21 protein-coding genes are annotated in these 24,959 nt (G+C 60.8%); 4 read left to right on the top strand and 17 right to left on the bottom strand.

What is annotated here, in order from left to right:
• Positions 1-10: 10 nt before the first annotated feature.
• The 3 genes from QLG12_RS26200 to QLG12_RS26190 are packed head-to-tail and all read right to left on the bottom strand — an operon-like array spanning position 11 to position 5,225.
• Positions 11-3,064, bottom strand: coding sequence for an efflux RND transporter permease subunit (locus tag QLG12_RS26200; RefSeq protein WP_197870170.1), 3,054 nt, complete (start codon positions 3,062-3,064; stop codon positions 11-13).
• On the bottom strand, positions 3,061-4,125 hold the full coding sequence (locus tag QLG12_RS26195; protein WP_236193019.1) for an efflux RND transporter periplasmic adaptor subunit: 1,065 nt from the start codon (positions 4,123-4,125) through the stop codon (positions 3,061-3,063). Before QLG12_RS26195 ends, QLG12_RS26200 begins: the two co-directional genes overlap by 4 nt.
• Entirely contained in the window at positions 4,122-5,225 is a 1,104-nt protein-coding gene (locus QLG12_RS26190) for an efflux RND transporter periplasmic adaptor subunit (RefSeq protein WP_236193018.1), read from the bottom strand. The genes QLG12_RS26195 and QLG12_RS26190 overlap by 4 nt, the downstream gene beginning before the upstream one ends.
• A 144-nt stretch (positions 5,226-5,369) precedes the next feature.
• Between QLG12_RS26190 and QLG12_RS26185 the strand changes: the two genes are divergently transcribed.
• Positions 5,370-6,530 (top strand): AAA family ATPase, encoded by a 1,161-nt coding sequence (locus tag QLG12_RS26185; RefSeq protein WP_197870176.1) that lies wholly within the window; start codon positions 5,370-5,372, stop codon positions 6,528-6,530.
• On the opposite strand, the gene QLG12_RS26180 is transcribed toward QLG12_RS26185, so the two are convergent.
• The 12 genes from QLG12_RS26180 to QLG12_RS26125 form a co-directional block, all read right to left on the bottom strand.
• Positions 6,527-7,405 (bottom strand): transporter substrate-binding domain-containing protein, encoded by an 879-nt coding sequence (locus QLG12_RS26180; RefSeq protein WP_282475486.1) that lies wholly within the window; start codon positions 7,403-7,405, stop codon positions 6,527-6,529. The genes QLG12_RS26185 and QLG12_RS26180 overlap by 4 nt on opposite strands.
• On the bottom strand, positions 7,402-8,199 hold the full coding sequence (locus tag QLG12_RS26175) for an amino acid ABC transporter ATP-binding protein (RefSeq protein ID WP_085684224.1): 798 nt from the start codon (positions 8,197-8,199) through the stop codon (positions 7,402-7,404). The genes QLG12_RS26180 and QLG12_RS26175 overlap by 4 nt, the downstream gene beginning before the upstream one ends.
• Positions 8,196-8,855 (bottom strand): amino acid ABC transporter permease, encoded by a 660-nt coding sequence (locus QLG12_RS26170; RefSeq protein ID WP_282475485.1) that lies wholly within the window; start codon positions 8,853-8,855, stop codon positions 8,196-8,198. Before QLG12_RS26170 ends, QLG12_RS26175 begins: the two co-directional genes overlap by 4 nt.
• Complete coding sequence (locus QLG12_RS26165) at positions 8,836-9,501, bottom strand: amino acid ABC transporter permease (protein WP_007918712.1); 666 nt, start codon at positions 9,499-9,501, stop codon at positions 8,836-8,838. Before QLG12_RS26165 ends, QLG12_RS26170 begins: the two co-directional genes overlap by 20 nt.
• A 463-nt stretch (positions 9,502-9,964) precedes the next feature.
• Positions 9,965-10,762 (bottom strand): MetQ/NlpA family ABC transporter substrate-binding protein, encoded by a 798-nt coding sequence (locus QLG12_RS26160; RefSeq protein WP_011331930.1) that lies wholly within the window; start codon positions 10,760-10,762, stop codon positions 9,965-9,967.
• 164 nt (positions 10,763-10,926) lie between these two features.
• Positions 10,927-11,859 carry a sigma 54-interacting transcriptional regulator gene (locus QLG12_RS26155; RefSeq protein WP_236193014.1) on the bottom strand — a complete coding sequence of 311 codons (933 nt, stop codon included), beginning with the start codon at positions 11,857-11,859 and terminating at the stop codon, positions 10,927-10,929.
• Between the two features lie 56 nt (positions 11,860-11,915).
• Entirely contained in the window at positions 11,916-12,497 is a 582-nt protein-coding gene (locus QLG12_RS26150; protein ID WP_007952774.1) for an alpha/beta hydrolase, read from the bottom strand.
• 168 nt (positions 12,498-12,665) lie between these two features.
• Complete coding sequence (locus QLG12_RS26145) at positions 12,666-13,067, bottom strand: biopolymer transporter ExbD (protein ID WP_003220570.1); 402 nt, start codon at positions 13,065-13,067, stop codon at positions 12,666-12,668.
• A gap of 1 nt (position 13,068) precedes the next feature.
• Positions 13,069-13,794, bottom strand: a complete 726-nt coding sequence (locus QLG12_RS26140) for a MotA/TolQ/ExbB proton channel family protein (protein ID WP_282475484.1) — start codon at positions 13,792-13,794, stop codon at positions 13,069-13,071.
• A gap of 86 nt (positions 13,795-13,880) precedes the next feature.
• On the bottom strand, positions 13,881-14,693 hold the full coding sequence (locus tag QLG12_RS26135) for an energy transducer TonB (protein WP_282475483.1): 813 nt from the start codon (positions 14,691-14,693) through the stop codon (positions 13,881-13,883).
• Positions 14,694-15,073: 380 nt separating this feature from the next.
• Positions 15,074-16,417 carry an aryl-sulfate sulfotransferase gene (locus QLG12_RS26130; RefSeq protein WP_282475482.1) on the bottom strand — a complete coding sequence of 448 codons (1,344 nt, stop codon included), beginning with the start codon at positions 16,415-16,417 and terminating at the stop codon, positions 15,074-15,076.
• 23 nt (positions 16,418-16,440) lie between these two features.
• Positions 16,441-18,801 carry a TonB-dependent receptor gene (locus QLG12_RS26125; protein WP_282475481.1) on the bottom strand — a complete coding sequence of 787 codons (2,361 nt, stop codon included), beginning with the start codon at positions 18,799-18,801 and terminating at the stop codon, positions 16,441-16,443.
• Between the two features lie 165 nt (positions 18,802-18,966).
• Between QLG12_RS26125 and QLG12_RS26120 the strand changes: the two genes are divergently transcribed.
• Positions 18,967-19,911 carry a LysR family transcriptional regulator gene (locus QLG12_RS26120; protein WP_282475480.1) on the top strand — a complete coding sequence of 315 codons (945 nt, stop codon included), beginning with the start codon at positions 18,967-18,969 and terminating at the stop codon, positions 19,909-19,911.
• A gap of 190 nt (positions 19,912-20,101) precedes the next feature.
• Positions 20,102-21,712 (top strand): alkaline phosphatase family protein, encoded by a 1,611-nt coding sequence (locus tag QLG12_RS26115; protein ID WP_282475479.1) that lies wholly within the window; start codon positions 20,102-20,104, stop codon positions 21,710-21,712.
• An 87-nt stretch (positions 21,713-21,799) separates the two neighbouring features.
• Here QLG12_RS26115 and QLG12_RS26110 read toward each other — a convergent pair whose 3' ends face one another.
• The gene (locus tag QLG12_RS26110) at positions 21,800-22,720 is read right to left on the bottom strand and encodes a TauD/TfdA family dioxygenase (RefSeq protein WP_282475478.1); all 921 of its coding nucleotides are present in this window, start codon (positions 22,718-22,720) and stop codon (positions 21,800-21,802) included.
• A gap of 180 nt (positions 22,721-22,900) precedes the next feature.
• Between QLG12_RS26110 and QLG12_RS26105 the strand changes: the two genes are divergently transcribed.
• On the top strand, positions 22,901-23,821 hold the full coding sequence (locus QLG12_RS26105) for a LysR family transcriptional regulator (RefSeq protein WP_236193007.1): 921 nt from the start codon (positions 22,901-22,903) through the stop codon (positions 23,819-23,821).
• 39 nt (positions 23,822-23,860) lie between these two features.
• On the opposite strand, the gene QLG12_RS26100 is transcribed toward QLG12_RS26105, so the two are convergent.
• Entirely contained in the window at positions 23,861-24,874 is a 1,014-nt protein-coding gene (locus QLG12_RS26100; protein ID WP_197870199.1) for an ABC transporter substrate-binding protein, read from the bottom strand.
• Positions 24,875-24,959 lie beyond the last annotated feature (85 nt).

Raw genomic sequence — 24,959 nt, 5'->3', positions numbered from 1 at the left:
GGCGCGCGTCTTACTGCGCCTCTTTCTTCGGCTCGCGAATCTTGTACCAGGCCACGTACAGCGCCGGCAGAAACAGCAGCGTCAGCAGAGTCGCGATCACGATCCCGCCGATCATCGCGTAGGCCATCGGCCCCCAAAACACTTCCCGGGCGATCGGAATCATGCCCATGCTCGCCGCGGCGGCGGTCAGCAGGATCGGCCGGCGCCGGTGCTCAGTGGCTTCCACCACCGCATCCCATGGCGCGTAGCCTTTGCGCTCGAACTCGTCGATCTGGGTCACGAGGATCACCGAGTTGCGGATGATGATGCCGATCAACGCCAGAATCCCGAGGATCGCCACGAAGCCCATCGGCGTACCGGTCGGCACCAGCGCCAGCACCACGCCGATCAGCCCCAGCGGCGCAACACTGGCCACCAGGAACAGCTTCTGCACGCTGTGCAGCTGGATCATCAGGAACGTCGCCATCAGGAACAGCATCAGCGGCAATACCTTGGCAATCGGTCCCTGCGCCTTGCCACTTTCCTCGACCGTACCGCCGGTGGCGACCTTGTAGCCCACAGGCAGTTTTTCGGCGAAGGCATCAATGGACGGCTTGAGGATTTTCACCAGATCGGTCGGTTGAATCTCGTCACGCACCGACGCCTTGATGGTGATGGTCGGCAAGCGGTCGCGACGCCACACCAGCGGCTGCTCCAGCTCATAACGAACCGTGGCGAAGGCCAGCAAGGGGATCGACGTGCCGTTGGGCGTGACGATCTGCAGGTTCTGCAGGGTTTCCGGCGTACCGCGTTCCGAACTCACCGCACGACCGACCACGTTGATCAGGTAAATGTCGTCGTTGACCTGGGTCAGCGGCGCCCCGCTGACGATACTGTTCATCAGGTTCGCCACGTCTTCGGACGACAGCCCGAGCTGGCGCGCCTTGTCCTGGGCGATGTCGATGCGCAGGACTTTGCCCGGCTCGTTCCAGTCGTAAATGATCTCGCCGATGTGCGGGTTCTTGTCCAGTTCAGTCGCCAGGTCGATGGCATGCTTGCGCACCTGGTCGATGTCCTTGCCGCTGATCCGGTACTGGATCGGGCGCCCCACCGGCGGCCCCATTTCCAGCGCCTGCACGTAACTGCCGATGCCGACGAAGTCCTTGTGCAGACGTTCGCGCAGGCGCTGACTCAGGGCCTCGCGGGCTTCGAAGTCTTTGCTGACGATCACCAGTTGCGCGTAATACGGGTTCTGCAATTGTTGGTCGAGTGGCAGGTAGAAACGGATCGCACCCTGACCGATGTAGGTGCTCCAGCGCACGATGTCCGCATCGCCCTTGAGCGTGGCCTCGAGCTTGTCGACGGCCTTGCGGGTTTCGTCGATCGAGGCGTTTTGCGGCAGGTTGAGGTCGACCAGAATTTCCGGTCGATCCGAAGACGGGAAAAACTGATTCTGCACAAACCGCATGCAGAACACTGCCAGCACAAACAACAGGACGGTGATGCCGATGGCCCACCAGCGATTGCGCATGCACCACAGCAAACCGCCATTGAACGCCCGACCAACACGCCCCGGTTCGGCCTCATGGGATTTCACGTTGGTGCTCAGAATGTGTACGCCGATCACCGGGGCGAAAAAAACCGCCACAATCCAGGACACGATCATCGCCACGGCAATCACCGCAAACAGCGTGTAGGTGTACTCGCCGGCAGAACTGGCGTTGAGACCGATGGGGACGAAACCGGCGACCGTCACCAGCGTACCGGTGAGCATCGGGAACGCGGTCGAGGTGTAGGCGAACGTCGCAGCCTCCTCCTTGCTCTCGCCCATTTCCAGGCGCGTGACCATCATTTCCACGGTGATCATCGCATCGTCCACCAACAGGCCGAGGGCAATGATCAGAGCGCCGAGGGAAATCCGCTGCATGGTGATGCCGCTGTATTCCATGAACACGAACACCATCGCCAGCACCAGCGGGATCGAGCACGCCACCACCAGCCCGGCGCGCACGCCGAGGCTGATGAAGCTGACCACCAGCACGATCACCACCGCTTCGAACAAGGCACTGGTGAAGCCGCCAACGGCCTCCTCCACCACCACGGCCTGATCGGACACCGTGTGCACACCCACGCCAACCGGCAGATCCGCCGTCAGCTCATCGATGCGTTTGTGCAGGGCCTTGCCGAACTCCTGAACGTTTCCGCCTTTCTGCATGGCAATCGCCAAGCCAATCGCCGGTTTGCCGTCGAAACGGAATTCCGGCGTCGCCGGATCGGTGTAACCGCGAGTGATGTCGGCAACGTCTGCCAGGCGATAGAAACGGTCGTTGAGCTTGAGATTGACCTCGGCCAGGTCTTTCTCCGAAGCGAACTGCCCCGAAGTCCGCACGGAAATCCGCTCGGGCCCCGCCTCGATGACACCGGCCGGGGTCACGGCGTTCTGCGATTGCAGGCTCTGCACCACCTGACGCTGATCGATGCCCAGCGCCGCCAGTTTGCGGGTCGAGAAGTTCAGGTAAATCACTTCGTCCTGCTGGCCGATCATTTCGATCTTGCCCAGGCCCGGCACATTGCGGATCTCGGCCCGCGCCTGTTCCACGTAATCGCGTAACTGGCGCATGGTCAGGCCGTCGGCGGTGAAGGCGTACACCGAGCCGAACACGTCACCGAATTCGTCGTTGAATCCCGGCCCCTGAATGCCTTGAGGAAACTGCCCGCGAATGTCGTCGATCTTCTTGCGCACCTGGTACCAGATTTCCGGAATGTCCTTGGCGCTGGTGGTGTCGCGCAGGTACACGTACACCGTCGATTCGCCGGGGCGCGTGTAGCTTTTCACGTAGTCGAGGGAATCGAGTTCTTCGAGTTTTTTCTCGATGCGGTCGGTGACCTGCTTGAGGGTTTCCTCCTGGGTCGCGCCCGGCCATTTGGTCTGGATCACCATAGTCTTGATGGTGAACGACGGGTCTTCCTCGCGCCCCAGATTGAAGTAGGAAAACACCCCCATGAGCAATGCGACGAACATCAGATACCAGACGAAAGACTGATGCTTGAGGGCCCATTCGGAAAGATTGAAAGAGCCTTTCATTGACTGTCCTCGTCAAGTTTCACGGATTGTCCGGGTTTGAGACTGTTGACGCCGGCGCTGACCACGCGCTCGCCGTTCTTCACGCCACCCGCAAGTACAACGCTGCTGTCGGTGCGGCTGATCACGCTGACGTCGCGCGGGTTGACGGTTTTGCTTTGGGTGTCGATGACCCAGATCCGCTGTTTGCCATCGGCCTCCTGCAAGGCCGTAGCTGGCAATTCGATACGTGGCTTGATCGCCGAGCTGAGGGTGACGCTGATCGCCGTGCCGAGGCGGAAGCCGTCAGGCGTATTGGCCAGGGTCAACCGTGCGCGGCGAGTGCGCGTCGCACTTTGTGCCTGGGGTTCGATCTCGCGCAGGGTGGCCGTGGTGTTGATGCTCGGGTCGAGCTGGCCGGCCACCAGAAACACCACGTCGGACGGTATCTCATCGACCAGAGTGTCCGGCAGATCGATCACCGCTTCCTTGATGTCCGGCTGCGCCAGGGTCACCACCTGCTGGCCCGCCGTCACCACCTGCCCGGCCTCGGCGTTCCACGCGGTGACCACTGCCTTGTGGTCGGAGCGTAGCTGGGTGTAATCGAGTTGATCCTTGCTCTGGTTGACCGCCGCGCGCGCCTGATCCAGCGAGGCCTGAGTGGTCTTCAGATCCGTCATGGCAATGTCCAGTTGCGCCTGCGCACCCACGCCACGGTCGAACAGCGCTTGCTGACGGCGGGCGTTGGCCTGGGCGTTGATCAGTTGTGCCTGAACCCTCGCCAGGTCGCCCTGGGCCGAACGCAACTGGTTCTGCTGGTCGGTCGGATCGAGGGTGGCGAGCAGCGTGCCCTTCTGCACCTCGGTACCGACATCGACGTTGCGGCTGGCAATGCGCCCGCCGACACGAAAACCGGTATTGCTTTCATAGCGCGCCTGAATGCTGCCGGCGAAACGCCCGAGGTTTTCCTCGCTCAACGCTTCGACCTTGACCGACAACACCGGCCGTACCGGCTCCGGCGGTGGCTCGCTTTTCGAGCAGGCGACCAGCAACAGGCCAATGGATAACAGCCCCAGACGCTTCATGGCTGTGCTCCCGGTTGCAGATCCTTGTAGGTGTTCTCGGCAATTTCGACCTTCATGCCCGGATGCAGCAACTGCCCTCCCGCAACAATGACTTTTTCCCCACCCTTGAGGCCCTCGCTGATGATGACCTTGCCGATCAGGTAACGGCTGACGGTGACGTTGTGCAACTGCGCTTCACCTTTTTCGTCGACCATCCACACCGCCGGATCGCTGACGTTCTTGGTCAGCGCCGACCACGGTAATTCAACGGCCGACTTGCCGGTACCCTTGGCCGTGGCGCTCACCACCGAGCCCAGTTGCATTCCCGGCGGCAGGCTGTCGAGGCTGACCTTGACCTGCACCGTGCCGGACTGCGCGGACACCGCCGGGGTGATTTCGCGCACGGTGCCGGTGGTCTTGATGGCGGGGTTGTCGAGCAGGCTGACGACAATCGAACGCTCCGCCGGCCGTTCGGCCAGCAGGGATTCGTAGACGTTGAACACGGCGTCGCGGTCGCCGTCCCGGGCCAGGCTGAAAATCGGTGCCGTGGCCTGAACCACCTGGCCGACTTCGGCCTGACGCTCGGTGATGACGCCGGGCGCATCGGCGATCAGCGCGGTGTAACTCAGTTGATCTCTGGCGTTGGCCAACTGCGCCTGCGCGGCACTCAAGGCACTTTGGCTGCTGCGCAATGCAGCCTGCGCGGAATCGTATTCGCTCTGGCTGGTGTAGCCCTTGGGCAACAGTTTCTGCTGGCGGACGAACGCGGCGGCGCTCTGTTTGACCCGCGCCTGCTCGGCCACTACCTGAGCCTGGGCGGAATCGACGTTGGTCTGCAAATCCTTCGGATCGAGCTTGGCCAGCACTTGTTTGGCCGAGACGCGGTCACCGACATCGACCATGCGCTGGATGATCTTGCCGCCGACCCGGAACGACAGTTCGGTCTGCACCCGTGCCTGAACATCGCCGGTGAGGGTCACGGCGGCGGCGTAATTGGCGGGTTTCACCTCCTGCACGAAGACCCGGGGCAGGTATTCCGCAGGGGCCTTTTTCTCGCCGCAGGCGCTCAAAAAAGCCATCAGACTGAGCATGACCGCTGTTTTCAATCCGGGACTCGCCATGCAGACTCCTTCCTGTGTACGAACGTGCAAGTGACGATACGACTGTGAGCTTAGAACAGGGTTCAACCTTCGTCCGGGCGATATATGCATTTCTGTGCAGCGAGTATCCTGATCCGGATTTCGGGGCACCCAGGAAGGATTTTCATGCTCAAGACCCTCGCGGTGGCCAATTACCGCTCGATCAATAAATTGGTGATTCCGCTGGGCCGTCTGAACCTGATCACCGGCCCCAACGGCAGCGGCAAGTCCAACCTGTACCGGGCGCTGCGGCTGCTGGCGGAAACCGCTCAGGGCGGCGTGGTCAATGCGCTGGCCCGTGAGGGCGGGCTCGACTCAACGTTCTGGGCCGGGCCGGAAACCATCAGTCGGCGCATGCGCAACGGTGAAGTACCGATCCAGTCCACCGTGCGCCAGGGTGTGAAACGCCTGCGCCTGGGCTTTGCCGGGGAGGATTTCAGTTATTCGATCGCCCTGGGATTGCCTGAGCCGAGCCTCTCGTACTTTTCCCTCGACCCGGAAATCAAAAAGGAATGCATCTGGGCCGGGCCGCTCTATCGTCCGGCCAGCCTGCTGGTGGACCGCAACGGGCCAATGATCCGCACCCGTGACGGTCGCAGCTGGGACGTGCTGGCCCAACACACGCCAAACTTCGACAGCCTGTTCGATCAGGTCGGCAGCCTGCGCACCTCGCCGGAGGTTTTCCAGATGCGCGAGTTCATCCGCCGCTGGCGCTTCTACGATCACTTTCGCAGTGACGCCGACGCACCAGTGCGCCAGCCGCAACTGGGCACGCGCACGCCGGTGCTGCATCACGACGGGCGCGATCTGGCGGCGGCGTTGCAGACCATCCGCGAGATCGGCGATCCCGAGGCGTTGCAGGCGGCGATCAGCGATGCGTTTCCCGGTGCACGCCTGAATATTGCGCCGCTGGCGGGCGGACGCTTCGCTATCGAGTTTTTTCAGGAAGGATTGCTGCGGCCGTTGTCGGCGGCGGAATTGTCAGATGGCACGTTGCGCTATCTGCTGCTGGTCGCCGCGCTGCTGACGCCACGCCCGCCGTCGCTGATGGTCCTGAACGAGCCGGAAACCAGCCTGCATCCGGATCTGCTGCCGGCGCTGGCGCGTCTGATTATCCGGGTGTCGGAGCAGTGTCAGGTGTGGGTGGTGTCCCATGCCCGACGATTGATTTCGGCGTTGCAGGAAGACCCGGAATGCAATTGCATCGTGCTGGAAAAAACCCTCGGCCAGACCGGGATCGTCGGGCAGAGGGTTCTGGATGAGCCGGCGTGGAATTGGCCTGATTAGCCCTGCCACTTCCCGCCTTCGACAATCACACTCTCAGGCCTGGTGTCATCGCTCAGCTCTTTGCGCACATATTGGTCATACAGCTTGAGCAGGTATTTCTCTTCCCCCAGCTTGGCCAACTCCGTATTCACCCAATCGCGCAATTCGATATTGCCCTTCTTCACTGCCGGTGCAATCGGCGCTTCGGCGCCAAGTTTTTCATCCAGGACGCGGTAGCCAGGGTTCTGCTTGGCCCAGCTGAACAGCACCAGATTGTCCTGCGCGTAGGCATCGCCACGGCCGTTGGCCAGGGCCTGCAGGGACTCGGAGTTTTTCTCGAACTTCAGCAGTTTCCAGTCCGGGTGGTTCTTGGTCAGCCAGATATCGGCGGTAGTGCCGGTGGTGACGATGGTGGTGCGGGTCGCCAGATCACCGAGCTTTTTCACATCACTGTTCTGAGGCACCAGCGCCTGCACCGCGACCTTGAGGTTCGGGTTGGTGAATTCCACCGCTTCCTTGCGCTCCGGGGTCACGGTCATGTTGGCGAGGATCAGGTCGACCTTGTCGCTTTGCAGGAATGGAATGCGGCTCGCCGGTTCCACGGCCACGAACTCGACCTTGTTTTCGTCGCCCAGCAGATCCTTGGCGAATTGACGGCCGATGTCGGTATCGAAGCCGACGTAGCGCCCTGCTTCGTTGACGAAACCGAACGGCGGCTTGTCGGTGAATACGCCGACGATCAGCTTGTCGCGGGCCTTGATCTTGTCCAGGTAACCGGCCGGTGCGGTGCTTTCGCTGGCGACTTTCGGCTTGGCCGGTTCTTCGGTCTTGTTGCAGCCGGCCAGCAACGCAAGGCTGATCAGCGGTAATGCAAACAGGGCTTTGGCAGTTTTCATGGCAGTTCCAGTTCCTTGGTTTGAGACGTTGTGGGCGAAGTCGTTGAAGTCAGCGCTTCGACGTAGGAGAACTTCTCCAGGAACTGCTGCGCGCGTGCGGTTTGCGGGTTCGTAAAGAAAAGCTCGGGCGGGTTCTGTTCAAGGATGCGCCCGCCATCCATGAACACGATGCGATCGGCCACCGCGCGGGCGAAGGCCATTTCGTGGGTGACGATCAAGAGAGTCATGCCTTCGCGGGCCAGGCCCTGAATCACTTCCAGCACTTCCTTGACCATCTCTGGGTCAAGGGCGGCGGTGACTTCGTCGAAGAGCATGACCCGCGGGTTCATGCACAGCGAGCGGACGATGGCGATGCGTTGCTGCTGGCCGCCGGAGAGCTGGCGCGGGAAAGCGTCGCGCTTGTCCGCCAGGCCCACGCGTTCAAGTAGCGCTTCGGCTTGTTGCTGTGCTTCGCGGCGTTCGCGTTTTTGCACCTTGAGCGGGCCGAGCAGCAAATTGTCGAGCACGCTCATGTGCGGAAACAGGTGATAACTCTGGAACACCATGCCGATCTGCTGACGCACTTCGCGCCAGTCGGTGGCCTTGTCCAGCAATTCGCGGCCGGCGAATTTCAGAGAGCCACTGTGGGCGGTTTCCAGACCATTCAGGCAACGCAGCAGGGTGCTTTTGCCGCAGCCGCTGGGGCCGAGGATGACGATGACTTCGCCGGATTTCACTTGCAGGTCGATGCCCTTGAGCACCTGCTGTTCACCGAAGAATTTGTTGAAGCCCTGAAACTCGATCAATGCGCTCATGCTTGCGTCCAGCGCCGCTCCAGCACGCGCGAAGCGGCCGACAGCGGGTAGCAGATGAAAAAGAAAAACAGAAACAGCGCGCCGTAGACCAGCACCGATTCGTAGGTGCGCTCGATGATCTGCTGGCCGACCTTGATCACATCGACGACACCGATCAGCACCGCCAGCGAACTGGTCTTGATGATCCGCGTGTAGACGTTGATGGTCGGCGGCGTCATGCGCTTCAGCGCCTGGGGCAGCAGCACGTAACCGTAGAGTTGCGCCGCGTTCAGGCCGATCGACAACCCCGCCTCACGTTGCCCGCGCGGCAACGAATGCAGCGCACCGCGCGCCACTTCGCCCACCTCACTGGCGCCCCACAGCGACAGCACCAGCACCGCGCACCAGAAGCTCGGCAGGCTCAGGCCGAAGAAAATCGGCAGGCCGAAAAACAGCAGGTACAACCAGACCAGCACCGGGATCGCCCGGAACAGCTCCAGATAGATCCGCAGCAGCGCGTTCAGCCACCGTACGTTGAGCGTGCGCAGCACACCGTAAAGCACGCCGCCGACGGTGCTGATGGCGATACTGAGGAACGAGATCGACAGGGTTTGCCCGGCGCCTTTGGCCAGTTGCGGCAACGACACCCAGAGCAGTTCAAGACCCGAACTGGCCATGCTGGAGCCTCCTTTCCAGACGGCTCAACAGCAGCGACAGCGGCAGGAACAACAGCACGCAGATCAGCGTCAGCACGGCGAGCATTTCGTAGGTCTTGTAGTAGAGCGCGATGTAGCTTTTGGTGGTGTAGAGAATCTCCGGCACCGCCACGGCCGAGACCACGGTGGTTTCCTTGAGCAGGAAAATGAAATTGGCGAACAGCGACGGCAGGCTGAGAATCCCGGCCTGCGGCAGGATCACGTAGCGCAGCAACTGGCCGTGGGACAGACCGATGGAGCGGCCCGACTCCAGCTGCGCCTGAGGCACCGCATCGACGCCGGCGCGCAGCACTTCGGTGAGGTAGGCGCCGCCGAGAAACGTCATGGTGATGATCGCCGCAGTGAAACCGGAAACCTTGATCCCCAGTGCCGGCAACGCGAAGTAAACGAAGAACAGCTGGATCAGCAGCGGCGTGTTGCGCGCCAGCTCCACATACAGCCCGACCAGTTTTTGCAGATATGGCGTGCGGAATACCAGAATCGTCGCATTGAGCAACGCCACCAGCAGCGAGGTGCCAATGGCGATCAAACCGACCTGCAGCGTCACGCCCACGGCCTTGAGAAACGCCGGCAAGGTGCTGAGGATAAATGCGTAATCGAAGGTCATGAAACATCCTGACGCCGCTCGGTAAGCGACGGTGGTGCAGTCCATGGGCAGCGGGTAACTGTCCGGCAGGCACCGACTTTAAATGCATAAGAAAAAGAATTTAAATACCGTTAAAGCATATTGATATCACGCAAAAAACTATCCTGCGGGTTTGCCCCGACAGAATAAGAAGGCTATTTTTCCTTTCGCTGTAGGACGGATCTTTTTTTCATGAAAGCCCTCCAAGGACGAACAGCTTTTGGCCAGACTCCCCCGGCCAACCCCATAACAAGGAAGAGAACATGGACGTAAAAGTGCCGCAGCGACCGGACCCGCAGGATTTCGTGAAATGGCTGGTGGCCTTGCGCAGAGCGCTGAAAACCAGCGCTGCCTGAGTCAGCCACACGCAATAAAAAACGCCGATGACCATCACTGGTCATCGGCGTTTTTTTTCAACCTTGAAGGGGGTTGCTGCTGCGTCGGATCAGAACGCCGGCAGTACCGCGCCGTTGTACTTCTTCTCGATGAACGCTTTGACTTCAGGGCTGGTCAGGGCAGCGGCCAGTTTCTTGATGGCGTCGCTGTTCTTGTTGTCTTCACGGGCGACCAGGAAGTTCACGTAAGGCGAATCCGCACCTTCGATCACCAGGGCATCCTTGGTCGGGTTCAACTTGGCTTCCAGCGCGTAGTTGGTGTTGATCATGTCCAGGTCGACTTCCTTCAGAACACGCGGCAGCAGGGCCGACTCCAGTTCCTTGAACTTGAAGTTGTGCGGGTTCTTGGCGATGTCTTTTGGCGTGGCCAGGGCGTTCTTCGGATCTTTCAGTTCGATCAGGCCAGCCTTCTGCAGCAGGATCAGAGCGCGACCGCTGTTGCTGCCTTCGTTCGGAATGGCGATGGTGGCGCCGTCCGGCAGTTCGGCCAGGGTCTTGTACTTGCTCGAGTAGCCACCGAACGGTTCAACGTGAACGCCTTGCACGGTCACCAGGTACTTGGCCTTGTCGTCCTTGTATTTGCCGGCGTTGAAGCTGTCCAGGTAAGGCTTGGTCTGGAAGTAGTTGGCATCCAGACGCTTCTCGCCCACCTGTACGTTCGGCTGAACGTAGTCGGTGAAAACCTTGATTTCCAGATCCACGCCTTCTTTGGCGAGGGTCGGCTTGATCAGCTCGAGGATCTCGGCGTGCGGCACCGGCGTCGCGGCCACCACCAGTTTCTCGCCGGCCTGGGCCAGGGAAGCCGTCAGAGCAGCCGCCAATGCGGTAAACAACAGAACCTTTTTCATGCAGTGTCCTTATCGAAAATCGGTCGTCATCGACGACGGCATTAATACGTGTGCCAGCGATGTGCTACTGCTGGCGTGAAGCGGACAATACCGGGATTTTTTATTCCCGGACAATAACGTTTATTCAGCTTCATATTCCATTTTGTTCATGTTGAACAAAATCGTTACAACGCCTCGCTCAGGCTCAACAGCCATTCTTTCAATGCCTTACGTTCGTCGACGGTGCCGTTGAGGCTGGCGCTCGCCACCTGACGCTCGATCTGAACCTGCGGCCCAGACACCTCGGGCAGGTTCAGGTGCTCCGGCAGGATTTCGTCGCCGGTGCTCACCAGCAACGCAAAATGTATGACGTTTTCCAGCTCCCGGGTGTTGCCCGGCCAGCTGTGTTGTTCCAGCACCTGCTGCGCCGCTTCGCTGATCAAAGGCACCGGCAGATCCAGGCGCTGGCTGTAGATACCGAGGAAGTACTCGGCCAACGACAGAATGTCGCCAACCCGCGCGCGCAATGCCGGCAGTTCCAGATGGCCTTCGCTGAGATAGTGATAAAGCCGCTCGTGGAATTTCCCCGCCGCCACCGCTTGCGCCAGATCGATGCTGGTCGCCGCTACCAGGCGCACGTCCACCGGGCTTGGTTGATGCGCACCGACGCGGGTGACTTCGTGGTTTTCCAGTGCGGAAAGCAACTTGATCTGGATCGGCAGCGGCAGATCGCCGATCTCGTCCAGGTACAAGGTGCCGCCGTTGGCTGAACCGAACCAACCGGCGCGACTGCTGGCCGATCCGCTGTAACTGCCGGCGGCGTAGCCGAACAATTCGGCATCGGCGTAGGTCGGGCTGATCGCGCCGCAATTGACCGAGACAAACAATCCGCTGCGATCACTGGCGCGATGGATATGGCGAGCGAGTAATTCCTTGCCGGTGCCGGTCTCGCCGCGAATCAACACCGAGATCGAGCGCGGTGCGAGTTGGGCCATTTCCTCGCGCAACTGGCGCGAACGTGGATCGACGAACACCAGCGCCTTGGCGCGAATGCTCAGGGGACTTTTTTCCGCATCGGGAAAGGTCAGCAACGGCTGACCGAAGGTTTCAAGACTCATGGCAGACTCCCGCCCCAAATCGCCGGGAGACGGGGGCGTTGAACAAATAAAAGTGGTCAGGCACGGCGCCGGGCGTGGTGTTCCATGCGATTTTGCAGGCGATACAGATAAGCGAATCCCTGCTCCCAGCGTTGATGCCCGGACTTCACGTTGATATGGCCGGCGCCGGCGAGAATCCCCGCCTCGGCGCCCCAGTTGCGCGCCAGTTCCAGCGCACGCGGCGCACTGACGGCGGCGTCGTTGTCGGAGCTGACGACCTGGCTCGGGAACGGCAGCAGATCGGTCGGGATCGGTGCGAAATTGCGCAGAGCCGGCACGCAGGCCGGGCGCTCGACATCCGCTGGCGCCACCAGCAGCGCCCCGCGCACTTGACGCAAATGATGCAGTGGCGCAGTAGCCGCCCAGTGCGCCACGGTGATGCAGCCCAGGCTGTGCGCGATCAGAATCACCGGCGAGCTGTCGGCGGCAATCGCCTCGGCCAGCGCCGCGACCCAGTCTTCACGACGCGGCGTCAGCCAGTCGGCCTGCTCCACCCGCGCGCTGTTGGGCAGGCTGTTCTGCCAGTGGGTTTGCCAATGATCTTCTGGCGATCCTTGCCAGCCCGGCACAATCAGATAGCGGATTGATTCGTTGCGCATGGGGGAGCTCTCCTGCGTCGTGTCTGTTCCTGAACGAGTATAGGGACGGGATTTATATTCGTTAAGGAATAAGAAGCTATTTATTAATACCTGAAATGCATATTAAACAGCAGACAAAAAAGGGGCCGCACCCTGCCAAGGAGACGGCCCCGGAAAAACGTGAAACCCTTATCGTGCAGTGATCACCGACAGCTTGGTGATGCCTGCCCGCTCAATCGAAGCCATGGCTCGCGCCACTTCGCCGTAATTCACCCCGTCGTCGGCCTGCAATTGCACGCGCACTTCCGGGTCCTTGGCCTTGGCCGACTTGAGGTTGAACTCCAGCAGATCCGGCTGGATTTCGTCCTTGTTGATAAACAGTTTTCCAGCACCGTCGATGCTCACCACCAACGGGTCTTTCTGCTCGACCGGCGCCACCGCTTCGGTCTTCGGCAGGTTGATCGGTATCGCGTTGGTCAAAAGCGGCGCGGTGACGATGAACACCACCAGCAGCACCAGCATCACGTCCACCAGCGGCGTCACGTTGATCTCGCTCAGCACCTCGTCGCTGTCTTGCGTGGAGAAGGCCATATCAGGACGCCTCCTTCACTTTTGTTGCGTTGCCCTGGGCCGCAGTCTTGTGCGCGGTCGGGTGGATCAGCACGCGGAACGAACTCTTTTGCGCCAGGCTGTAGAAGTCGTGGGCAAAGTCGTCCAGGTCCGCCGCCGTCAGTTTCAGACGGCGCAAAAAGTAGTTGTAAACCAGCACCGCCGGCACCGCGACCGCGATCCCCACACCGGTGGCGACCAGCGCCGCACCGATGGGACCGGCGACCGTTTCCAGGCTCGCCGAGCCTGCCGCGCTGATGCCTTTCAGCGCTTCCATGATTCCCCACACCGTGCCGAACAGACCAATGAACGGCGAGGTGCTGCCAATACTCGCGACCACCGCCAGACCGGTTTCCAGCGAACGCCGCTCGCGGACGATCTGCTGGCGCAAGGCACGTTCGAGACGGTCCTGATGGTTGATCGCCTGGCTCAGGTCATTGGCCTGCGGCGTCTCACCCACCTGAATCGCCGCATAACCGGCCTGTGCCACCCGCGCAGCGGCGCCGGGCTGGGTTTCGCTCATCTCGGCGGCGGAGTCCAGACTCGACGCCGCCCAGAAGCGCTTGTGAAATTTGCGGTCCTGCGCCTTCAAACGGCCGAACTGCAGCGCCTTGAGCAATGCCAGGCCCCAAGTGGCGACAGAGAAGACCACCAGCAGCCAGATCACCGCGCTTTCGATGGATTCCAGTGGAGATGCCAGTAACGTCATGATGTGTTCCCTCGTGTGTGGGAGCCGAGCTTGCTCGCGATGACGTTTACAGACACACCGCGAGAATAAAGCCGGCTGATTACCAATTAATGAATCTTGAAATCGATGGGTACGCTGACCCAGCCGTCCTGGGCGACATCACCCTGCTTGGCCGGCACGAAGCTCCAGCGCTTCACGGCGTCCAGCGCCGCGTCGTCGAGCTGTTGCCGGCCACTGCTTTTCTGAATCTGGATCTCGCCCGGTTTGCCGCTGGCCAACACGTGCACCCGCAACAACACCGTGCCTTCCCAACCGCGACGCTGGGCCAGCGACGGATACTCCGGCGCCGGGTTCTTCAGGTACGCGGCGTTGGCCGAAGCCGGCGTCACCGGAGCAGGCGCCGGTGGTGCAGGTGGCGCTGGCGCGGCGACCGGGGCGGCCGGTTGTGGCGGAGCCGGTGGTTGCTCGACCGCTTTTGGCGCCGGTTTCGGTACGGGTTTGGCGACCGGTTTCGGTTTGTGAATCGGCTTTGGTTTCGGTGGCGGCTTGGTTGCCAGTTCGTCCTCCACCGGGGGCGGAGGCTCGACCACTGGTGCCGGTGGCGGCGGTACAACCACAGGTGGTGCCGGTGGCGCCGGGCGCGAAAACTCGATGGTCATCGGTGGAATTTCCGGCGGCACGATCGGCAGCGCCGGCGTCGGATGCTGGTTGATCCAGTAGATCACCGCGCCATGCACCACCAGCGCCAGAACGCCGAGCAGAATCGTTTCCCGGCGGCTCAAAATGCCCTTGGGCGCGCGCTGCAAACGCAGCTGGCCCAACGGCACGCGATGGGGCCGGCCGAGATCGACCAACTCGCCGCTCGGCGCCTGGCGCCACAGCACCTCCTGTGCACTGGCGGCGGTCTGGACATTGCCCATTGATTTACTCCCTGCGGTCTCTTTGTGTTTTTTCGCGTAGCCGATTCGCCGTTTGTTGAATCCCCCACGGCGTGATCGATGGGTCCATCATTGAGCCAGCGGCTTATCTCCGAAAGTAATCTTTCATGTTATGAATAGACATTTATGGAATATAAGAAGCGATCATTTCCGCCAAAGCCACGCCCCGCAAGGCTTCCAGCGATTCGTCAGAATCGACATGCTTTCCCGGCATAAAAAGTATTCATCCAAGGCATCGGATCTTGGAAATAAACAAACAAAAAAGGCCGGTGCATGTTTAATGCATCGGCCTTCGATGACTGAATTTCTTATTGCTTCACAAGCTCAACGGTTCTGGTTTCGACGGTGAACAATCTTGATAACTAACGACTGGCATTGGTCTGTTGCACACCGATGGCCGGCGCAATCACTGCTGTCTCCGAACGCGGCGTGCCCGCCGGCACCCAGTCATAACTTACAGGAAGGGCTCGATAGACCCAGTTGCTGATCGCGTCACTGCCCGGTGCCTTGCCCAGATAAGGGCTGACGTATTCCCACACGTTTTCGCCGCTGGCCGTTACCTGGAAAAACCGCCCGTTCATGCCTTCGTCGATCAGCGTGTTGCCGTTGGGCAAGCGCCGCGCGCTGCTGATGAATGAGCTGTAGAACGCCCACCCCGGCTGCTTCGAATTGGCCGCGCTGTACTGCCAGACGATTTCATTTTTCACCGGGTCGATCTCCAGCACCCGCGAACCGGAAATCAGCCCCAGCGTGACGTTCGGGTACCCCGCCGAACCCTGGTTGTCGAACACCAGCAGATTGCCCGCGCCGAGTAGTCCGGCGGGGATGATGTGCGCGTCATGCTGGCCGACGAACTGGTCCACAGGGCGCGGGATTTTCTGCGCGGTTTTCGGATTGGCCAACGGCAGATTCGGCCCCAGACGCCAGACCACCTTGCCGCTGTGTTTGTCGATGATCGCGATGAAGTTGGCGTTGCGCGAATCGATCAGCAGGTTGTCCGGGTTGAAGCGCTTGTCGCCGGCATCGAACCATTTGTTCGGCCCGACCAGGCTGAGGTTGTTGATGTGCAGGTAATCCGGATTTTCACTGGCACGAACCAGCTTCAACTGCTCGACGGTGAAGCCGAATTCATGCAAATGATCCGACGCCAGCCACTGCCATTTCACCTCGCCGGCGGGGCTGACTTCATAGATCACATCGTCGATCACCTTGGGCACTTTGAAGCCTTTGACCTGGTGCACCTTGTTCGCCAGCACCACGGTGTTGCCGTTGCTCAGGCGACGCTGATCGTGATGCTGTTGCGCGGCGCCACCGGGGGCCTTGTCGCCCCACTGCCAGACGACTTTGCCATTCCAGTCCAGTTCACCGACGCTCTGATTGCCGAGGCCATTGCCGGCGGAACCGAGCTTGCCCGGATCCTTTTCGCTCAGTTGCAGCAACACATGACCGCGCTCGCCACCGACCAGTTGCGGGTCGATGATCGCCGACGGGAAACCCGACTGCGGCCAGTTCTTGACCTCGTTGCCGTTCATGTCGATCAGGTGCGTCTGCTTGTCGGCACCGCTGAAGATCACATATTGATTGAAGGCCTTGGCCGGGTCGTAACGGGTGACGCCGGTGGGGTAGACGCTGGGCGCGGCGAGCGCCCCGACGCTGAGCACTGCGCCGGACAACAACACCGGTAAAGCGGTTTTGATGCGCAACATGATGCAGCTCCTTGAAGGATCGATCAGAAGTCGTAGCGACCAGTGACGCCGAGGGTGCGCGGCGTTCCGAGCAAACCTTCATAGCCGCCGTTGCCGCCGGTCCACAGGGTCGTGTAGTAGGTTTTGTCGAAGGCGTTTTTCAGCCACAGCGAGACGTCCCACTGACCCTGATTGAAATCGCCGCGCAGGCCGGTGGAGAGGTTGACCACCGCGTAACTCGGGATCTGGCCGTAGTCGGAATCCTCGACCGTGCCCACCGCTTTGGAGCGGAACGCGTAGCTGCCGGTGACGTAAGGCTGCAGGCCGTTATCCAGATTCCATTCGTACTTGCTGTTGGCGTTGCCGATCCATTTCGAGGCGCCGACCACCTGATGACCGCTGAGGTCGCACGAGGCTGGAGCACCCGGTGCCTGGCTGACTTCCGGCGGGCACGGTGCGTCCTTGTACGAGAGGTAACTGACGTCGTTGTACGAGCCGTTGAAGTTCAGGGTCAGGCCGCGCAGCGGGATCACGGTGCTTTCGAACTCCACCCCGCGCGAGCGCACTGAACCGGCGTTGGTCAAGTATTGCACCCGGTTGACGTCGTCGTAGGCGTTGGTCTGGTAAGCGTTGACCTGGGTCCAGAACACGTTGGCGTTGAGCTGCAAACGCCGATCCCACAACGTGCTCTTGAAGCCGAGTTCGGCGTTGTTGGCGCGCTCGGTGCCGATCAGCAACGAGTCGGCACCAGCGGTCGGGGCCGAGCCGACCACAAGGTTGACCCCACCGGATTTTTCACCGTGAGACAACGTAGCGTAGCCGAGCAGATCATCGGTGAAGCGATAGCTGAGGTTGAGCAATCCGGACGGGCTGGAGCTGTACTGGTTCAGGTCGCCGGAATCGTAGGCGCCGGTCCGGCCGCGTCGCGCGGTGGCTGCGGCACCCGTGACAGCGGCACCACCGACCGGCGCATCACGATTGACCCAGGCGTTCTTCTCTTCATAGGTGCCACGCACCCCGGCGGTGAAATCCAGACGCGGGGTCAGGTGCCAGGTGCCTTGGGCGAACAGCGCGAAACTGTCGGTCTTGATATGGCCACGGCCGACGCTGTTGACGTTGGCCAGCGCGCCCCGTGGCGTGCCGTTCCAGATGTCCGCCTGCGGGCCGTAATAGGCGAAGGATTTGTTGTCCAGGTCCGAGCCGAAATAGTAGGCGCCGAGGACGTAATCGAAGAACTCGCCTTTGGGCGACGCCAGACGAAATTCCTGGGAATACTGTTTGTCCTCCACCGACACGCCAGCGTTGTAGGTCGCCGGCACATTGAGGCCATCGTCGTTGCGCGGGGTGAAATTCCAGAAGCGATAGGAGCTGACCGAGGTCAGGGTGAAGTCGCTCGGCAGGGTCCAGTTGGCCTCAACCGACGTGCCGCCCTGATGCACGGTGACGTGCTGGTCGTTGTCCAGATTGACCTTGCGGTGCGAGCCGTTGACCAGCGTCGCGCCGGCGGCATTTGCCCGCGACTGATAGAGACTGACGCCATTAATGGTCGGCCCGGTGTTGTACAGCACGCGGGTGCCGGCGCTGGAATCCTCTTCGTTGTAGTCACCGATCCAGCGCAGATTGAAGTTTTCGTTGGGCTTGAACAGCAACTGCGCCCGGAAACCGTCGCGGGAACCACCGTTCAGATCATGGCCATTGAATTCGTTCTTGATGTCGCCGTCGCTGCGGGTGCGATAGGCAGATATGCGTCCGGCCAACTGATCGTTGAGCGGCCCGGAAAGCGTGCCCTTGGTCTGGAAATAGCCGTCCTCGCCGACCGAGGTTTCGATGCTGCGCTCCGGGGTGAAACTCGGCGCGCGGGTGCTGATGTTGATCACGCCGGCGGTGGTGTTCTTGCCGAACAACGTCCCCTGCGGCCCGCGCAGGACTTCCAGCTGCTCGATGTCCATCAGGTCGAACACCGCCATCCCCGGGCGACCCAGATAAACGTTGTCGATGTACAGCCCGACGCTGCCTTCCAGACCGTCACTGGCCGGGTTGTTGCCCAGGCCCCGGATCGACACGCTGGACTGGCGCGCATGCATGTAGGCGACGTTGACGCTGGGCACCAGTTGCTGCAGATCCTGGATCCGGTAGACCCGCTGCGTCTCCAGAGTCTGGCCGCTGACCACGCTCATGGGCGTCGGCACGTCCTGAGAACTTTCTTCGCGACGGCGGGTGGTGACGGTCACGGTTTCCAGTTGCGAAGTGGCGGTCGCGGTCTTGCCTGCCGGTGCAGACACAGGGGTTTCGGTTTCCGCAGCGTAGCCGTGGGTCCAACTGGCACTCCCCGCCAGCAACAGGGCCAGAGGCAGGCGTTTGAGCCGTCGTGGCGGCGGCGGTGAAGCGAGGTTCAACGGACTCATGGGGCTGCTCCTGGTCAAAAAACACGCAGACATCTTCCGTTCCGCATATTCTTTTAAGTTATTTATTTATGTTTTTACAAAGATTTACTGCATAAGAGATTGCCTTTATAAGGAGTCGACCTAATGCATATCCAATGCATTTCCCGGATATTTTTTATGTGAAAAATGCATATCGACTTGCGCCAGCTACGTCACTTCATTGCCCTTGCCGAACAACGCAGCTTCGTCGCCGGCGCGCAGGCGGTGAACCTGTCGCAGTCGGCATTCAGCCGCAGCATTCAGGCGCTGGAACACAGCGTCGGTTGCCAGTTGGTCGATCGCGGGCGCAAGGAATTGCCGCCGACCAAACAGGGTCAGGTGCTGCTTGAACACGCGCGGCGCCTGGTCAGCGGTGCGCAACAGATGGCCAACGAAATCAGCCAGTTCAACGGGCTCGAGGCAGGAGAGTTACGCTTCGGTTGCGGCCCGGCGCCGGCGGCAGGATTGATCCCGCGCGCGATCGGCAGCTTCATCGGCCGCTACCCGAAAGCGCGGGTGCACTACCAGGTCGATGACTGGCAGAGCCTGAGCAAAAGACTGCTGAGCGAGGAGTTCGAATTCTTCGTCGCCGACACTCGGCACTTCGAGGCGGACCCGGATTATCTGACCCACCGGTTACGGCCACGCAAATGGCATTTCTGCTGTCGCGCCGGGCATCCGCTAGCAACTCTTGAGCGGGTCACCGCCGAGCAATTGATGAGTTATCCACTGGCCGTCAGCATTCGCCCGCCGAATCTGCGCAAGGTCATCGTCGACCTCAGTGGCCGGCCGGATTTCGTCCCGAATGTGGAATGTGAAAACAGCGCCAGCCTGCTCGGCGTGGTGCTGCGCTCCGATGCGATCGGCATCGTCGGTGCCTATTCGGATGCACTGCATCAGGCCCGGGGTGAGTTGGTCTGCTTGAAGATCGAAGGTTTGGCGGATGATCTCGAGGAGCTTTACACCCGTTACGGCATTGTCAGCCGCGCCGGGTATCGCCTGTCGCCGTTGGCCGAGGCGATGATCGAGCAGATCAAAGCGATTGATGCGGTGGATGAGGAGGTGTGTTCACTGGAAAATTTTGCCGTCTGACGCACAGCCTTCGCGAGCAAGCCCGCTCCCACATTTGAAACGCGTACTCCTGTGGGAGCTGGCTTGCCAGCGATGACGTCAGTACAGGCGCCGATGCATTTGCTGCATATAAAGCATTCCCCGAATGCACTTGCCGAACACCCTCGCCGAAAGCGAAAAACCTCGCCTGTCTTTCTGACTGGTGAACCCTATGTCCAACTTGCAAAACCCTGTGCGCAACGTGCTTTACATCATGTGCGATCAACTGCGCCGCGATTACCTGTCCTGCTACGGCCACCCGCACTTGCACACGCCAAACATCGATCGACTGGCCGCCGCCGGCGTGCGCTTCAGCCGCGCCTACACACAGGGCACGATCTGCGGGCCGTCGCGGATGTCGGCCTATACCGGGCGCTATGTCAGCAGCCATCAAGTGGCGTGGAACGCCGTGCCGCTGCCGCTGGAAGAACTGACCATCGGCGATTACCTGCGCCCCCACGGCATTCGTACCGCGCTGGTCGGCAAGACCCACGCCACGGCCAACGTGGACGCCTTGCAGCGGCTGGCGATCAACCCTGAAAACGCCCAGGCCGAAGTGCTGAACGAAGTCGGCTTCGAGCCGTACTTTCGTCACGACGGCATCTTCCCCGACGACCCGTTGTTCGATGACAAACGCGAATCGGCGCCATACACCCATTACCTGCGCGAGCAGGGTTTCGAGGGACGCAACCCCTGGCATGACTGGGCTAACGCGGCCGAAGGCGACAACGGAGAAATCCTCAGTGGCTGGAAAATGCGCAATGCCCATTTGCCCGCGCGAATTCCCGAGCAACATTCAGAGACTGTCTACACTACAAATCGGGCCATCGACTTCATCGGTGAGCAAGGTGAAAAACCGTGGTTTTTACACCTGTCCTATATCAAACCCCACTGGCCCTACATCGTACCGGCGCCGTACCACACTTTGTACAGTACGAAATCGATTCTCGACCCGGTACGTAATGCCTCTCCAAGCGACCACCCGGTCTATCAGGCCTTTCGCCAGCATGAGGAAAGCCTGAATTTCTCCAAAGATCCGGTACGAATGAACGTGATCCCGACGTACATGGGCCTGGTCAAACAGGTCGATGATCAGTTGGGGCGGTTGTTCGATTACCTGCAAAGCAACGGACGCTGGGAAGACACGCTGATCATGTTCACCAGCGATCACGGCGACTTTCTGGGCGATCACTGGCTGGGCGAGAAGGAGTTTTTGCTGGAGCAGGCGGTGGGCGTGCCATTGATCGTGCGCGACCCGCGTGCGGCGGCGGATGTCACCCGGGGCACGGTGGACGAACGTCTGGCGGAAACCATCGACGGCGTGCCGACCTTTCTCGAAGCGCTGGGCGTGACGGGGGCGGAGCATCGCCTGGAAGGTCGCTCGTTGATTCCACTGCTGCACGGTGAAAACCCGGACTGGCGCCGCTATGCGATCAGCGAATACGACTACGCCTTCCAGGCCCCGGCGCGGGAGCGACTGGGCCAGCCGATCGACCGTTGCCGCATGACCATGGTGCGTAGCGAGCGCTGGAAATACCTGGCGTACGACGGCTTCCGGCCGCAGCTTTTCGATCTGTTGAATGACCCGCAAGAGCTGCAGGATCTGGGTGCGGACCCGGCGTATGCGGCGGTGCGCGAGGAGCATGCGGGGTATCTGTTCGAGTGGCTGCGCGGGTTGAAGCGGCGCACGACGATCAGTCATCAGGAGATTGATTTGCGTGGGCAGCGGTTTCGTTATGGGGAGCCCGAGACCGACAAGCTCGTTCAGATCGGCGTGTGGTGATTAAAAGCATCGCTGGCAAGCCAGCTCCCACATGTTTGCGGCGTACACACATTCTGTAGGAGCTGGCTTGCCAGCGATGGGGCCCGATCAGACGCCGACGATCTCAGCCCCTTTAATGGTCTGGCTACGCTGCCCATTCGCCCCGACCGGCACTTCCCCCTTGAGCGTCACCCGACGCACCACACGATCCTGAGTGCCGTAATCATCAATCGCATAATGCTGAGTCGAGCGGTTATCCCAGATCGCCACGTCACCGGCCTTCCAGCGCCAGCGCACGACGTTCTCCTGGCGGATCACATGACTTTGCAGCAAGCCAAACAGGTGCGCCGAATCGGCTTGGGAATAGCCCTTGATGCGTTTGACGAAATGCCCCAGCAGCAAGCTCTTTTCACCGCTGATCGGGTGCACGCGAACCACCGGGTGCTCGGTCTCGTAAACGGTCGAGGTGAAGATCTTGCGATAGCGCTCAAGCTTCTCCGCCGACACGTCCGGCTTCACGGCGGCGTAGTCGTATTCGTTGCTGTGCACGGCCACCAATTTGTCTACCAGCTCGCGCAACTCGGTCGGCAGTTCGTTGTACGCCGTCGCGGTGTTCGCCCACAGCGTGTCGCCACCGAACGCCGGGGCCACCACCGAGCGCAGAATCGAGGCTTTCGGGTAAGCATCGACGAAGGTCACGTCGGTGTGCCAGGAGTTGGCGCGTTGCCCTTCGGCGCCGTCCAGTTCCAGCAGGTAACGGGTACCCTCGCGGGACGGCACGGTCGGATGCTCCACGGGCTCGCCGAGCAGGTGCGCGAAGGCTTCCTGACGCTGATCGTCGAGCTGGGTCTGCTCGCGGAAGAACACGACCTTGTACTGGATCAGCGCCTGTTGAATGGCTTCAACCGTCGCGGCATCCAGCTCACCGGACAGCTGCACGCCACGGATTTCGGCGCCGATACGGCCGGCCACCGGATGAATATCCAGCGCGTGGACAGCGGGTTTTACAGCGAGTGCGGCATTGCTCATGGGTAGACCCTCATCGACTGCTTGCGGTTGGACGGCAGCGAAACAACGCTCTATCTATATTCCATTTACATCTAATAGATATTCACATGCTTCGTTGACGGAATAAGAGCTTGCATTTAAAACCTCATGCAACCTCGTCGCAAATGCCTTCGAGCTATTTTTAGGATGCCGGAAAAGCATATGGATCTTCGCCAGTTGCGCTACTTCATCGCCCTCAACGAACACCGCAGTTTTGTCCGCGCGGCCGACGCCATGGGCATCACTCAACCGGCGTTCAGCCGCAGCATTCAAGGGCTGGAGCAGGAGTTCGGCTGTGTGCTGGTGGATCGCGGCAACAAGGATCTGCGCCCCACACCCGAAGGTCAGGTGGTGCTGCAACACGCCCTGAGCCTGGTGCAGGGCGCGGCATTGCTCAGCGCCGAAGTGACGCAGATGACCAAGCTCGATGCCGGCGAACTGCACTTCGGTTGCGGCCCGGCGCCAGCGGTGAAACTGGTGCCGGACGCGGTGGCGCAATTCATCAATGCGCACCCGAAAGTGCGCACCTGTTTTCAGGTGGATAACTGGGAAAAACTCAGCCGTGCCCTGAGCCGTGAGGAGATCGAATTCTTCATCGCCGACATCCGCCATTTCGAGTCCGACCCGAACTTCCAGACCCAGCCGCTGACGCCCAAGCGCGGGGTGTTTTTCTGTCGGCCGGGGCATCCGCTGCTGGCCAAGGAAAGCCTGTCGACAAACGACATGTTCGACTATCCGCTGGCGACCACGCTGATCCCGCCGGGCATTCGCAAACTGCTGGCGAATCTCAGCGGCCGGATCGATTTTTCACCGTCCATCGAGACCGAGCACTTTCCGGCGCTGGTGAAAGTGGTGCTGCAATCCAACGCGATCGGCGTGGGTACCGAAGAGGCGTTTGTCGAGGACATCGCCCAAGGCTCGCTGGCGCTGCTGCACTGGCGCAATCTGCCGCAGAACCTGGAGAGCATGAATGCACGGTGCGGGATTGTCAGCCGCACGGGATTCCGGCTGTCACCGGCAGCGCGGGCGATGATCGAGACGCTGGTGGCGGTGGATAAACAGGCGATCAGCGTCGCGGTTTGAGGGTCATTCCCACGCCTTGCGCGGGAATGACCGCATGACTCAGAGCTTTGCAGCCGCCAGCTCAGGCGCTACCCACTCGTTCACCTTGAACGGCTTGCGAATCAGCTTCTGCTGCGCCGCCAGATCGACCTTGCCCTGCAGGTTTTCGAGGAACAGCGGATCCAGTGTCGAAGGGAAGACTTCGCTCAGGTTCTGATCCTTCAGATCCTGGGTGAGGATCACCGGTGGATAGCTCGCCAGCCCCGACACAAGCTGCACATAGGCGTCCTTGTTGCTGTCCTGCGTCAACCACTCCACCGCCTGCTGCTGCGCCTTGAGCAGCTTCGCTACGGCTTCCGGATGCCCGTCGACAAACTTGCCGGTGCCCACCAACACCGACTGCACACTGCCGGCGCCACCGAGATCCTTGGTATTCAATGGCAGCTCAGCCAGTCCTTTGGCCTGCAACGCGGTCAGCCCGGAACTGCCCCACGATGCATCGATCTGCTTCGCCGCCAGCGCCGCTACCGCTGCGTTGAAATCGAGGTTGATCACCTTCACGTCCTTCTCGCTCAAACCGACGCTGGCCAGCGCCGCATCGAACGACAACTGGGTCGCAGTTCCCCGGAAGATCGCTACGCGCTTGCCTTTGAGATCCTGCAGCGTCTTGATCCCCGAACCCGGCACGACACCGAGATATTGCTTCACGCCCCGGGCGCTGGCGCTGAGCAGGCGCGTATCCAGTCCGTTGGACTTGCCGATGATGGCCGCCAGATCTCCAAGGTAGGCCAGATCCACCTGGCCGTTGGCGAATGCCTCGTTGATCACAGGCCCGGCGCCTTTGAAGAAGCTCCACTGAATCTTGATGCCCTGATCGGCGAAAGCCTTTTCGAAGATCTGCTGATCGCGCAGCACGTCCACGATGCCCCCGCCACTGTGTTGAGTACCAGCGCTCAGATCAGGCACGGCAATCCTGATTTCCTTGAACTCGTCGGCCTGGGCAGAGAACGCCAGCAGACCCGCCAGTGCCGGCGCGGCAAACAGACTGATGACACGTTTGAAGGGAAGGTTCATGGGTGCGGCTCCTGATCACGGCGGGCATTGAGGAGCCGAAAGTAGGCGCAATCCGTATCAACGCTTAAATACTTAAAAAGCACAT

Source organism: Pseudomonas sp. V88_4, from assembly GCF_029967985.1.
Taxonomy (GTDB): Bacteria; Pseudomonadota; Gammaproteobacteria; order Pseudomonadales; family Pseudomonadaceae; genus Aquipseudomonas; species Aquipseudomonas glycinae.
The sequence above is the reverse complement of the archived record's forward strand: the minus strand, read 5'-3'. Positions and strand labels throughout refer to the sequence as shown.